The sequence below is a fragment of the Citrobacter sp. UYEF32 genome (assembly GCF_040546205.1).
In the GTDB taxonomy this organism is placed as follows: Bacteria; Pseudomonadota; Gammaproteobacteria; order Enterobacterales; family Enterobacteriaceae; genus Phytobacter; species Phytobacter diazotrophicus.
The window spans coordinates 60,503-74,783 of sequence record NZ_JBEPNI010000004.1; the positions used below are offsets into that span (position 1 = coordinate 60,503).

The 14,281-nt window shown below is 49.6% G+C and carries 6 protein-coding genes and 1 pseudogene; all 7 read left to right on the plus strand.

Going from position 1 to position 14,281, the window contains the following annotated elements; translation table 11 throughout:
* Positions 1-311 precede the first annotated feature (311 nt).
* The 7 genes and pseudogenes from ABIB59_RS11770 (at position 312) to ABIB59_RS11800 (ending at position 14,215) form a co-directional block, all read left to right on the plus strand.
* Positions 312-1,238, plus strand: coding sequence for an AEC family transporter (locus tag ABIB59_RS11770; RefSeq protein WP_110296193.1), 927 nt, complete (start codon positions 312-314; stop codon positions 1,236-1,238).
* 1,704 nt (positions 1,239-2,942) lie between these two features.
* Positions 2,943-4,078: pseudogene (locus ABIB59_RS11775) on the plus strand (IS3 family transposase).
* 187 nt (positions 4,079-4,265) lie between these two features.
* Positions 4,266-8,222 carry a DEAD/DEAH box helicase gene (locus ABIB59_RS11780; RefSeq protein WP_288448130.1) on the plus strand — a complete coding sequence of 1,319 codons (3,957 nt, stop codon included), beginning with the start codon at positions 4,266-4,268 and terminating at the stop codon, positions 8,220-8,222.
* Positions 8,219-10,618: a PIN domain-containing protein gene (locus tag ABIB59_RS11785; protein WP_085045252.1), complete on the plus strand. Its 2,400-nt coding sequence runs from the start codon at positions 8,219-8,221 to the stop codon at positions 10,616-10,618. The genes ABIB59_RS11780 and ABIB59_RS11785 overlap by 4 nt, the downstream gene beginning before the upstream one ends.
* A gap of 3 nt (positions 10,619-10,621) precedes the next feature.
* Entirely contained in the window at positions 10,622-11,767 is a 1,146-nt protein-coding gene (locus ABIB59_RS11790; RefSeq protein WP_085045251.1) for a coiled-coil domain-containing protein, read from the plus strand.
* A complete protein-coding gene (locus ABIB59_RS11795) occupies positions 11,764-13,626 on the plus strand; it encodes an AAA family ATPase (protein ID WP_279869871.1) in 1,863 nt (620 codons plus the stop codon). The genes ABIB59_RS11790 and ABIB59_RS11795 overlap by 4 nt, the downstream gene beginning before the upstream one ends.
* A 1-nt stretch (position 13,627) precedes the next feature.
* A complete protein-coding gene (locus tag ABIB59_RS11800; protein WP_354035554.1) occupies positions 13,628-14,215 on the plus strand; it encodes a 4Fe-4S single cluster domain-containing protein in 588 nt (195 codons plus the stop codon).
* Positions 14,216-14,281 lie beyond the last annotated feature (66 nt).

A 14,281-nucleotide genomic window follows, 5' to 3' on the forward strand; every position in this document is an offset into this window, starting at 1 on the left:
ACTTCCCAATAAATTACCTTCATATCAGCCTTGGACAAAATGGTTATTTACCACGCTCCAAATTAGCTTTATTTCTGAATTCTAATTATTGGCGTCAGGAAAAGCAGTCATGAAGGTGCGGGCAAGAAACAATATAATATAAACTCTTATAAATAATTAAATGATATATAAAAGTAAAAATTATCATTTAAAAGAGTGTCAAAAAACTGTCATAAAACACATATCCATTTACAGGGAGTATGAACATGGCAGTTTTACTTGTTAGCGCCGTTTACGGTCTGGCGGTACTAACGGAAGGATACATTTGAGAAATGATGACAACGTTGTATTCGCTTGCTCCGGTGATGTTCCTGATCGTCATGGGATTTGTACTGCGGGCCAAAAACCTGCTTGATCATCAGTTCTGGTTGCCTTGCGAAAAGCTTAATTATTTCTGGCTGTTTCCGGCGCTGATGTTTTCTCAGGTGGCGACGGCGAGCCTGAATGATTTTCCGGTCAGGCCAATAGCGTGGTCGATTCTGGGCGCAGTGGTGATTGCCGCAATTTCACTCTGGTTGTGGCGGATATGGCGAAGCCAGTCGGGAACCGTCTTTTCTTCCGTCATTCAGGGTGCGCTACGCCCTAACACCTATATTGGTGTTGCAGCGGCTGCGTCCACTTACGGCAGTACCGGGTTGACGGTCACATCTATCAGTATCGCCGTGGCTATTCCCCTGCTGAATGTCGCTTCTATCATTATCTTGATGCATTATGGGCAGGGGAAAAGGCCAGGCGTAGGGCAGATTGTCAGAGCATTGGTACGTAATCCGGTGATTATCTCAGTGGTTGCAGGGCTGGCGTTTAATGTCAGTACGCTCAAACTTCCTGATGTGATCGGCAATATTCTGCATATTCTCGGCGGCGCGTCGCTGCCTCTGGGCTTACTGGCGGTAGGCGCGGGGCTCGATCTGCAAGCCGCACGCTCGGCGCACGGGCCAGTATTACAGTCGTCATTTGTGAAACTATTACTGGTGCCGGTTATCACACTCTTTATTGGCGTTGAATTGGGCATTTCAGGGCCGGTACTGGCCACCGTCGTCTTATTTAATGCCCTGCCTTGTACGCCTTCTGCCTATATTATGACTAAACTTCTCGGTGGTGATCATCGGCTTTCCGCTGGGATTATTTCCGTGCAAACGGTGCTGGCAGCGGTGACCATTCCCTTTATTCTGATGCTGACCCGGCTATCACCGAACTGAGGGAATGCGCTTCTCCATGGAAACAGTGCCAGTCTAAACTGAAATCGCCACCCTCTCTTCCATCTTACAGAGAGGCATCTCGCCATGAAAAAGACCCGTTATAGCAAAGAACAGATAGCCTTAGCTTTGTCACCAGACCTCATCATTTCTCTCGTTTTAAACAACAGCGGCCTTCCCTCTGGTTTTCCTCCCTCACAGACTCCGTTATCATGCAATCTGCGCATTTATGAAATGCCCCGGCATTCATAAAAATCAATGAGACGTGAAACTCAATGAGAACAACAAACATCACTAACTCATTAAAATTTAAGAAAATGGACATCATAAACTGATGAGTACACTAGAGAATTTCGACGCCCATACCCCAATGATGCATTGGTGTTTTATATTTGATTAATATAGATATTTATTGATTTTTAATTCAAACCTACAATTCAACCTATAGTATATGCAAATAGTGAATACCAGATGCCCATAGTTTTCGGTTTTTTGATCACTCGTAGCAGATCTTGCAGGCCCACTTCTTACTTCATGTCCTTCAAAAATCTTTCTGTGTATAGCATGTAAATGCTATGAATGTCTGCTGAGTGCCAGGAGCGGAAGTTGGAGATATTGACAAATAAATACTTATATTTCTTAAGTTTCTTGAATAATCCTTATCAGCGATACATATATGAAACCATTAACTAAATATTGCATCATCATCTAATGAAGGTAAGGGATACTGCATTTCTGCCAAGAACCATTCCTTTGATGAAATGAATATTCACCTCGTATATTCAGCCTATTTATCAAGCCTATATTCGAGAACATTACCTTTTAATGTTAGCCATATTAACTTATGATAATCAAGAAAAAAAACCAATAAAAAAAAATAATTAATAACTACACGCTATATTAAGACACAAATGCAGAATAAAATTCTCACATTAAAATTTAAGAAGCACAAAGACACAGGCAGTGAACGTATACGTTCACTTGTAAAATTGTTCCATCTGTGGTTTTTAAAAGCAATTGTGCTGCAATTAACCTTACTGATAAAACATGTAACATAATACTTTTCCAACATCATTTTGATTCGAACCTCCGTATCTACAGGCCTTATGGAAAATAGCTGAAAATCTTCTTGTTTCCTTTTTTACTTCACCGGATTATCAATAGTTGTGAATATATAGACGCTATATAAAATATATTTTATCGGTTCATACATGGTATGCCAGGGCCGGATTTATTTATGATTTCATTATCGTAATCAACCGAAATAAAAGAATTTTTGACATATAGCTACTGGATAAAATGCTGAATTAAGCTTAATTCTGGTACAAGAAAGCTCCTTGATATGGAGCTTTCCCTAAATGGTAGTGACAACTTAATTGAAACGTTACCTCTGTTTATCTATCAACGGCATTACTTTGTTAGTGCGAACTCCCTGATCAGCTCCAACTCATGCTCACATTGAGAGACCAGTTCATGGTCACCGTTTTTCGCAGCGAAAAGACATAAGGCGAGCAAGAGTTGCTGGCAAAGAGGGGGTTCCTGCTTTAGCACATCACAATTCAGCAGTGTGGACTGACCCCACCCCGGTAGACGATCCTGCCCTATAGTTGGACTGACCCCACCCCGGTAGACGATCCTGCCCTATAGTTGGACTGACCCCACCCCGGTAGACGATCCTGCCCTATAGTTTGAGTATAGGAGGAGCGTATGGGCACACCACGATTTACACCTGAATTTAAGGAAGAAGCCGTCCGTCAGATAACGGAGCGCGGTTATTCTGTTGCTGAAGTATCCGACCGTCTGGGCGTTTCTGCGCACAGCCTCTACAAGTGGCTACGGGCTATCAAGCCTGATAACAGCGAACAGCATGCCCGGGATTTACTGGAAGCTAAAAGCGAGATCCTGAAGCTCAGGGCACAGCTGAAGCGCACTGAGGAAGAACGGGATATTCTGAAAAAGGCCGCGCGGTACTTTGCAAGGGAGCCCGACTGAAGTACCGCTTTATCAATGAGCACAGCACTGTATGGGGTGTCATGACGATGTGTCGGGTGTTGTGCGTTGCCCGGGCCGGGTTTTATGCGTGGCTGCATAATCCGGTCTCTGCGCGGGATAAAGATAACCAGCGTCTGCTGACGCTCATCCGTGATTAATATTCCCTGAGCGGTGGCGTCTATGGCTATCGTCGGGTTCATGGCGATCTGAATGAGATCGGTGAAACCTGCGGCAAAAACCGGGTGGGCCGTATTATGCAACTGAACCGGATTAAAGCCGTGCGCGGCTATAAAGCTCCGCGTCGTATCGCTGGCCGACCTTCAGTGGTTGCGCCTAATCGTGTGCAGCGGCAGTTTACCGCTGTCCGGGCCAATCAGGTCTGGGTCACCGATATTACTTATATCCGCACCTGGCAGGGCTGGCTGTATCTGGCGGTGGTTATCGATCTCTTCGCCCGTAACGTGGTTGGCTGGTCGATGAAGCCCACTCTCTCTCGCGAACTCGCGCTGGACGCTCTGATGATGGCCGTGTGGCGTCGAAAACCGGACGGCGAGGTTATCGTACATAGCGATCAGGGCAGCCAGTACGGCAGTGACGACTGGCAGCGCTTCTGCCGGGCCAATAACCTGGCACCGAGCATGAGCCGGCGTGGCAACTGCTGGGATAATGCGGTGGCCGAATCGTTCTTCAGTTCGCTGAAAAAAGAACGGATCAGAAAACGTATCTATAAAACCCGGGATCTGGCCCGGGCCGATATCTTCGATTACATTGAAGTCTTCTACAACCGGGCCCGGCGTCACAGCCACCTCGGCGGCGTCAGTCCGGAGGCCTTTGAACAGGCCTCGTCGTGAGGACAGGAAATGTCTACTGTTGTGGGGTCAGTCCAAAACTCATTATGTTGGTCAATGCTACATGATTTTGATAGCATCAAGATCTAATAAAAAATGAACTTTTTGTATGCTTTAAATTGTAGCGATATTACGTTGGTAACTCTACAGTATTGGATTTAGTCAAATTTTTTAATGGATTATCTGTTCAATGAATCTTTATCTTTCCCTCGACCATTCTAATATTAGTAAAATTGAGCGGACTTTGTCTGATATATTAAAGAGGCACCAAGAATTTAGAAATTTGTGTGATGGACGTAATGGCGTGGAAGTGTTGTATGAATTACTTTTCCCAAACAACATGCCTATTGCGGGTTATGTTTCCAATCGGCAGCGGGACAAGTCGAATCCAAAGTACGCACAGATGGCGGTTCGAATTAACGCTGCTGGGAAAGAATGGCCCTTTCGGGAGGGATGTTCCTTTATAGCCACGGGAAGCTGGCCCACCGAATCATCTTCACCACTTTTCTTGATTAACGGGTTTATCGAAACTGCTGACCTGCCTGAGCGCTCTTTCGAGCGTGAATTCACCGCATTTGCAGTGCATGACAGCTTGCAATACGCGCCGGGCCAGCAGCGCATTCAGCGCGTCAATAACCTGCTCACGCCGCAATTGCTGGCCGACTTGCCGCCAATCACACAGCAAACCGAAAATCAGTTGACCGAGTGGAGCGAATTTCTTCGATGGAAAGAAAGCCTCATTCGCCACAAGGCGCGGGGTTTGCGCTACATCAGCCGCGAGTGGCGTGACGAACATTTAGTGTTTTCCTTGATCTCGCAGAACACTCAGGTCATGCAAAAAGACCGAAAGGCCTTGGGGCGAGATGAGCTAGTGGCGTTTCAGGTTGGGCAATCCAAAGATCCCTGGGTGTTCGGATTACCTGAAAGGGAAGAGCGTCGCCTTCCTCGACTGGGTCAGGCGGGCAAACTCTCGGTGCCCGCACCGTTGGCGAAAGATAGCAAATTACCCAAAGACGAAAACTTGCCAGAATGCCCTTGGCCTACGCCAGTGTTTGCCGAGCTGATTATCTCGCTGACTGAAGACAACGCGAACGATCTTGCTAATGCCGACGAGCCAGAAGTAGTGCGTAAGCGCATTCTCAATCAAATTCCGGAATCCGGCTTTCTGTCGATTTCAACTGCAGGCGATATGAGTCTGATCAAACGGCATCAACAGGCGCTGCGACAACTGCAGGAACAGGGTGGTTATGCGCCATACCTAGCGGACTATCTGTTCGAGGCTGCGCAGGTCTCTGTTCCTCAGCGTCTGGAGCCTGTAGCGCATTGGTCCAATGACAAACTTAACCAAGCCCAAAAAGAAGCCGTGGTCAAGATTCTTTCTGCGCCGGATTTGTGCTTGGTTCAAGGGCCGCCGGGTACAGGCAAGACCACTGTGATTGCTGAGGCCATCGTCCAACTGGCTCGGCGCGGGCAACGGGTGTTGCTGGCATCGCAGGCTCATACTGCGGTAGACAACGCACTGGACAGGCTGAGTCATGACGGTTCCTTGCGCGTAGTGCGTTTGGCAAGGAATGAACGCAAAGTAACCGAAGATGGTGCTGCCTTCGCGGGGCCGGCATCTTTGCAGCGTTACTACACGGCGTTGGCAACACAAACAAAAGATCGGCTTGCAGTGTGGAAGCGTGTTGATGAGGACTTACGAATATTACAGACGTGGCGTGAGCGTGCGGCCTTTGTGTTGCAAGATGAGAGCGAGTTGAACGCCAAACGCGGGCAATTTGAAATGGATTTGGCATCAGCTCGCAGTCAGGCAACGCAAGCACTGCAGGCGTATGACGCTGAATGCACGATGCTGGACGAAGACAAGGCTAAACGTTCTCGCCTGCAAAGTGTTCAGCTCTTCTTGCGCGGTGAAGCTGATGCTCTGCACGGCGATCTTCGGGATGTAGAGATGCAAGCCAAAAAGTTGGCGCAAAGCCTTGTCGCTTGCGAGGCGGCAGGGCTGCTCTTGAAATTTTCTATGGATGATTGGCTTGCTCTCCCAGGAAGTCGGGGGGCTATGCTAGCGCACATGCTGGACGTGTGGCGGCGTTTCACGAATGTGCGAGATGCGATTGCTGCGGATATCCGGCGCCTACGTGAATCAGCAGATGGCCCCATTCAGGATGCAAAGACCCGGCTACGCATTGAATCGCTCCGAAATGAGGTTAACGCCTTGATGGAAAAGATGGAGAAGGACGACGCTTACCTACGCGCTTGGAGAGCTAAGCGCAATGAGCTTAAAGAGTTGGAGCAGGTTGGCGTTGGCTTGGATCGCACCCGTTATGACGGCCTGTTTCGCCAAGCTGCTGAATGGTGCGCCCCGATTAAAAACGCTACTCAACTAGCTAACGACATAGATGCGAGCCTGCGTGCGCTGGAGAGTGTGCTACCGGTCATCGAACAGGCCACGGAAAGCTTAAGCCAATCCTTGCTGACACAGCTGGCCCAGCCAGTGCCTGAAGCTCCGAACAATGGCATTGTGCAAACAGCGAGGAGCCAAGAACGCAGCGCCCAAAGCAAGCTGGACAACTGGGAAGAGCAGCGTGTGCAGCATGAGCAGAAGGTTAAATCCCTGTTGCAGGATGATGCCATCACGCAAGGCAACCGCTTGCCTACTGAACCTGCCGCAACTTTGTCACAGCGCATCGGAAGCGTTGACCAAGTAATTAAGGCATTGGAACAACGTCAGGCTAACCAACAATATGAACGCCAGACATGGGGACGGTTACTGGAAGATTGGATGCACGATTTGAGCCGTAGCAATGCTGGGCAGGAAGACTGGGAGAACCAAGGCGCGGATTTTCTGGCAAGTTGCAATGTAGTGGCCATTACTTGCAATGAAAACGAGCGCACACTCGACGAAGCCGGGCAGACGAGTTTTGATGTCGCAATCATTGATGAGGTGAGCAAAGCTACTCCTCTGGAATTGCTGATGCCCTTGATGCGTGCACGTCGCGCTGTGCTGGTCGGCGACCACCGGCAGTTGCCTCCACTGTTTCAGGAAGGCGACGAAGCTCGAAGCTTCATGGATGAAGTAGAGGAAAACGAAGCCAACACTGAAGAGAATGGATCAGCCAATATTGCAGAGGTGCAATCTTTGCTGACCCGCGATAACTTGCACCGCTTCGAAAAGATGGTCACAGCCTCGTTGTTCAAGTCACATTTCGAGATGGCGGACGATTCTAACCGTGCACGCCTCAATGTGCAGTTCCGTATGCATCCGCAAATCATGGCGATGGTAAACCATTTTTACGAAGGGCAGTTGGAATGTGGCCTCCTTCGGCCTGATGATGACCCAGACCCTAAGCTTCGCCGTGTTCACGGACTGACATTGAAGAATGTTGACGGTGGTTCACCTTTACTCTCTCCAGGTGACCACGCGTTGTGGGTGGACACAACCTACAACTTAAACAATCAGATTCACCGTGAAGATATGGACGGCAACCAGCCACGGCGCACCAATAAGCTGGAAGCTGAGTTGATTGCCGAAACGCTAGAACAAATCGAACAGCAATCCGCTGCGCAAGGCTACTCACGAACAAACAAACGCAAAGTCGGCGTGGTGTCTTTTTATTCCAACCAATGCCGAGAAATTCGTACCGCCATACGCCGCCGCAGGCCAAAAGAGTCAAACGGGCGGTTTGATTGCCTAGATGTCGAAGTCAATACCGTGATTCGCTATCAGGGTAAAGAAAAGTCCATCGTGCTGGTTAGCATGGTGCGCCATGATGGATATGACCCCTTGCGATCAGGCACTCAGCCCCGACGTCGTTCCAGCAAGGCCAATGTTGCGCGGTTTGAATTTATTAATGTGGCATTTTCGCGCGCGCAGGAGCTACTAATCGTCTTTGGTGCAAAAAGTATGTATGCCTCTTACGAGGTGAACTTGCCGCGCATGGACAGCGCAGGCAGCGTGAAGCGAACTGTTTACAAAGACATCCTGGATCAATTGGAGCGCGATGCACGGCTGGTTCAGGCAAGGCAATTGATGTCGCCTGACATGCTACCCCAACAGCAACAACAGCGCGGCAGATCTAGTGCACCGACTCATCGGACGGCTGCGCCCAAAAACGACAAGTATGGTAGCCGGGGAGGCCGATCATGAAGCTAGCAGAAATTTCCGTTCCCTTACCCTTGTATCGCATTGAATCCGATGTGACCTATCACACCGAGCGAAAGCCCACAGTATTTGAACGGATGGTGTTGCGGCTGTGTGATCCTGGATTTCATTTGCCAGACAAACAGAATTTGTCTTTGCTGGGTGTTTTCCGCGATCAACTGGGTGCAGGTGATGTGCGTGAACTGCTGGAAGGCTGCGTATCTGAACTTTCCGCTTTAGGAGCTCTGCCCAAAAGTTACGCTCAGGATAGGCTTGAGATGCCTTTAACTGAGCTTAAATTGACTCCCGAAGGCTTGCAATTTTTGCGTAGCGACAGCCTGCCGGTGCGCTCGCGAACGGTTAAGGTCTGGCACCACTATGATCCCATCAGCGACAAAATTAAACCCTCACAAAATGATGGAGCGCGTCTCAGCCAAAGTGATTTCAGTCGCGTCCGTCTCGCAGATCAGGCTTTGAGGCCGCAAAATCCAATGCCGCAGGTTGAGCGTGCCATAGCGCAGGAAACGTATGTCTGGAAAAACCCTGCGACAGTTATAGACCTCATTGTGCCCATGGTGCAGCCAGTAGGATCGGGAGAGCGCCGATTCGAGTTATCGTGCAGCGAGGACGGTGCACTGTCTGCGAGCGCTCCGCGTGATGCAGCATTGCAGTGTTGGCTGGAGCAAGCGCAACCCGAACTAGTATGGGAAATTTTGCTTGCTGATGCTCTGACAAGCGAGCCGGATTCCTTGCTGCCCAGCGTTGACTCTGCTGTTTTACGAGATGCCCGCACTGCCCACCCTATTGCCGCAACTAAAGGTACGACAGTTAGGGCGCGGTTCTGCATCGTTGCGCAAGGGGTTACAGCACCGGATGCAACAACACCTAGTATCGTTTTATCGTCAGAAGTGGACGCACCAGAACTGGTTGCCAATGGCAAACAACTGACCGCATTCACACTGCTCGTGCCCGCACCAGCAGGAATTATGACAGGATTTCGTAGCTTGTCTCTGCCCCAGAACAACGGAGCGAGCATTCGAGTAGAAGTAACAGGTAGCTTCCGCCTCTATTGGGATGGACAACCGCGATCGTGCGGCCTGGCGGTAACTTTGAACGACCAAGCTGCAACCGCGCTTTGGGCAACGCTACGCCAAGAATTAGAGATTTCTTGTGAGTCATCCGATGATCCGCGAATTGCATTGATGCCCGTTGCATGGCGGAGTTCAGATGAACTCGGTGAAATAGTTTGGCCTTGGCTTGCTATGCGTGCTGAGAGGCCATTGGATGATCTGATGGCGCTGGTCGAGCCAGCTACACAAGCAATTGGATTGTGGCGGCCTGATAGGAAAGACTGGAAATCTGCTTGGGAAGAGTGTCTGGCAAAAGTAATTGATGAGTCCTTGAGGCATACGCCCAATCAACTGGAACCAGAAGAGGTCGTCTCTCTTTTAGCTCAGATTTATCAGGTGTTGTCTTCTGATAAGGCTGCGCCTCTACAAGGTGCGCTGCTACGCCATGCAGCTCCCATTCGCACCATGGAATCAATGGCAAAGTTGCGATCGGCTTTGCCTTCCACCACAGAGATTCCTGAAGAATTGCTTTCCAGCGAATTGCGTCAAGTGTGGCTGGAGAACGCATTGCAGCGCAAAGAGTTAAAGCTGTATGGCCCACACGCCATGCAGCAACCAATGCAAGTTATTGAGAAAGCAATCCAGGATATTTACCGGAGTATTGGCGATCAGGCGTTGAAGGCGGCGGGTAATGGCCAAATGGATGTGCGCACCCTGACCCCAGGTGCATTAAATGCCGTGCGCGCTTGGCGTAAAGCAGCTGAGCATTTCCACGCATTAAATACACCATCCTCCCTCTGGGATGCGTTGAGTAAAACAGTGGAAAGTTGGAATCTTCTGGCGCAGGACAAGCTAGCTCCGGTTGAGAATGGGCGCCGAATTGTAGTGTTCGATACCAGCGCTCTGATGGAAAGCCCTGAACTTTTCCAAGATCTTCGTTCAGATGATATTCCGGTTGTTTCCCATCGGGTTCTGAGCGAGTTGGATGGCTTAAAGAGCAGCGAAGATGGAGATCGGGCAGCTAAAGCCCGAGAAGCTATTCGCCAGTTGGATGCAAACTCATCCCGCATCCGCCATGAAACGGAATACGCAGCCTTACTGCCTGTAGAGTGGGATGTCAAACAGCCCGACCATGCCATTCTTTCAACTGCGTTGTTCTTCCGGCTGAATGACGTTTTGTTTGTAAGTAATGACATCAACTTACGCAACAAAGCGAATTCGCTTGGATTGAAAACGCAGGACTCCAATATATATGCACCTTCGAGGCTTGTGCCCACTAACTCTCCAAAAATGCATCCACGCAAGCAAAATAACAGAAAAAGAAGGAAATAAACTATGAGTCGGGCAGACGAATATCGCTACCAAATTCAACGGCAACGTAAGCAAGAACTTGATCGACAGCGTGTGCGCGAAACAACGCGCCCGTTCCTTGAGCGCTACCGCAGCGTATTGAATGATGTCATCGGTCAAGGACTAGATGCCGTAGTTCCGGAAGAGTTTCGTGAGTTGAGCTTCGCACTTGACCGAATGGAGACTTTGTTGGACTCAGACCCGTTTACTGCCAGAGATATGAGCCGTTCTCTGGGGGGGCGATTTCACGGATTACCAAGATTTGCGCGTGAGCAGCGCCGTTCCCGTCAAGATGCCGAGCTAGCGGCCGCCGAAGCATTCCGCAAAGCGCAGCAAGCTGAGGCTGAACAACAGTTGCAAATGAGGACTGAACTTGAGGAAGCATGGCGCGAGGGCTTGAGTGGCTGGAATACTCCTGTCGCACTCAACGCCGCAATTACTGAGTTGCAGCAATTACGGGCGCGACTACTTGGTGATGTCGCCAGCAACACGACCTCGGCGCAAATTTCAGCCGCTTTACGCGAAGTTCGGCTGCGGTATGAAGGGGATGCTGAACGTCAGTTGCAGGAAATGAAAAATCGTGCCCAGCGTGAAGCTGTTACCGATGTTCTTACGCTGCAAAGAGAGCAGTTGGAGCAGGAAGCGAATAAGAACGTCGGTGAGCGCGCCGCCAAGTTGCGCGACGCGTTGGCTCATGCGACAGGACTTGCTCCTGAAGAGCAGATTGAAGCTTTGAGCCAACTTGTACAAGAGCAGGATGAAGCTGCTGTAGACGAAAGCCAGCGTCGTGAAGTTGTGCGAGCGGTTTATCTGTCACTACAACAAGCTGGCTTTGTCGTGGATGGTCCCGAGCATTTCACATCACAAGGGCAAGATGAAGTGCTGATTCGCGCTCGTCGTCCAGCTGGCGCGCAGGCAGATTTTCGCGTCAACCTGAGCGGGCACCTCAGCTACAAATTTCATCAATACAAAGGCAAAACGTGCGAGAAAGATGTCGCCCCCGTTATGGCAACGCTGCAAGATGCTTACGGTATTAGTCTAAGTGACAAGCGCGTGATTTGGGTCAATCCTGACGACCAAGATCAGGATGCTCGGCCTTACCCTGATGCAACACAGGAGAGAAGAAAATGAAGTCAGCTTTGTTACCTTGGCAGGAAGACTTTCGCCGCGAATGCGGAATACGACGCGGATTGATATTACACGGTAATACGGGTGATTTGACCTCCGATCCCGAAGCGCCAGGGCAATGGATTGCTTTGCCTCCAGCATTAATGAACCTGCTACGTCAGCGAGGCTATCAGCATGTAGTTTTTTGGAACCGGGTAAACGGTGTTAGCGGCGTTGATGCGAGGACTTGGGCGGAATTGCAAAGCTCCGTTACAACGCATGCCGTGAAAGACAGCAGCTCCGAGGTGAGCGCCTATGACATGGGTGAATTGCCGCCTACATCCGTAACGAGTTATACATCCAGTTGCATTTCGGCAAGCCCGGACGACTTTCTGGTTGTCGCTGAGCAATTGCTTCGGCAACCGCGCGGGGGACAACCTGTAGCTTTTGTTCTGGACTGGACGCAATATTTGTTTGGTAGCGTCAATTCATTGAGTGAAAGCGAGCGTGGATGGCTTCTGCGCTTAGGGCAAGCTACCCGAGATGCAGCTGTAGTTCTTAATACTCAAAGCATTAACCAACCTCAATCACTGCTGGTGCTTCTGTGCGGGGGCTTGAACGTATTGCCACCATCGCTCTATCTTAACAATCCACTATTTAAGGAAATAGCAATTCCGCTGCCGACAAGGCAGATTCGAGAGTCTGCTGTATTGAGTTTGAAAGAAGTGTTTCGGTTGCAGCCTACTTTGCAGCAAGGAAGGCGTGAATTGGCTGATTTTGTGGACGGTTTGGAAGGCCAGAGTATCCGAGATATTCACAATCTCGCACGACTTTCGCGACAGGAAACTGAAGTCTCGAGTGCCTTGTCATTACTCAATCTTTATCGCCACGGACGCAGACACAGTCCTTGGGAACAACTGGATCACAAAAAACTTCAGACCATTGTCGAAACCCTGGGGCGTCGGGTTAAAGGTCAAGGGGAAGCGATTGAATCGGTACGGCGCATCCTCGTGCGTGCCTTCACGGGGCTGTCGGGGCTTCAACACTCCTACAGGCAACGCACTCCCAAGGGCGTGTTGTTTTTTGTTGGCCCAACTGGTGTCGGTAAAACCGAACTGGCAAAGTCCATTGCCGAATTCCTCTTTGGCGACGAAGAAGCATGTCTTCGCTTCGACATGTCAGAGTTTAATCACGAACATGCCGATCAGAGGTTGGTGGGTGCACCTCCAGGATATGTGGGTTACGAAGCTGGCGGACAGTTGACTAATGCGGTCAAACAAAGGCCATTTTCCTTGTTGCTGTTTGACGAAATCGAGAAGGCGCACCCGCGCATTCTCGACAAGTTTTTACAGATTCTTGAAGATGGGCGCTTAACGGACGGCAAGGGTGAAACAGTGATGTTTTCAGATACTGTCATCGTATTCACTTCAAATATTGGCGCTGCCGAGGTTAGCTATGAAAGCCAGGATGTGCGAAATGAATTCATCCAAAAGGTACGGCAGCACTTCGTGCACGAGCTAAAGCGCCCAGAGTTGTTGGGGCGAATTGGTGAGGCCAACATCATTCCTTTCAACTTTATGCGTGACGATAGCTTCTTAATTGACATCGCTCGCGCCAAACTGGAGCCGTTACGAAAAGGACTGAAGGATAAATGGGGTGTTTCCGATTTGAAGCTGATTAAGGAAACTGAAGTGCTGGAATTGCTGATCAAGGATGTAGACCGCGGAACAGGCGGGCGCGGTGTCCCCAACGCTTTTACCAATAAACTGATTGACCCATTGGCTGATTTTCTATTTGAACAAATGGCCACTCCTGGTCATATTCGGGGCAAGGTAATTGAAGTTCATATTGCTGGTGGTAATTTGATATTCGAGTTGGAGTGACATGATGCATTGGTTGAATTTAGCCTCTCGCCTTCCTTTCACAGAAGCCGAAGGGCCAGGGCGGAGGGCTGCATTGTGGGTGCAAGGTTGCAACAAGCGTTGCCATGGCTGCTGCAACCCAGGATATTTGCAGCTAGTTGAACGTGATCTTGTTTCGGCTGAATCCGTTCTCGAATGGTTGGAGAATGCACACCAAGCATTTGATCTTGAAGGGGTGACCTTTCTCGGTGGCGAGCCCATGTTGCAAGCTCAAGGTTTAGCTTTCGTTGCACAAGGAGCCCAGTCGCTGGGACTTTCGGTGATGGTATTTAGTGGATATACACTAAAAGAACTTGATGAGTTGTGTTTACCAGGGACGGATCGACTACTTAAATATACGGATGTTTTGGTCGATGGGCCTTATGACTCAGATTTGCCAGACAATAGTCGCCGATGGGCAGGCTCCTTGAACCAGAAATTTAATTACCTGACAGGGCGTTACGATATGAGTATTGAGAGTAGTGGAAAGGTTGAACGTAATCTTGAAGTTCGCCTGAGGGCAGATGGCTCTCTGTTTATAAATGGGTGGCCAGAAAAAATCCTTAGGTAGCGCTGTTACATAAGCGTTCAGCGCTTAACCGAAGTTAAAAAAATGAGAACTTACGATATCTCCTTT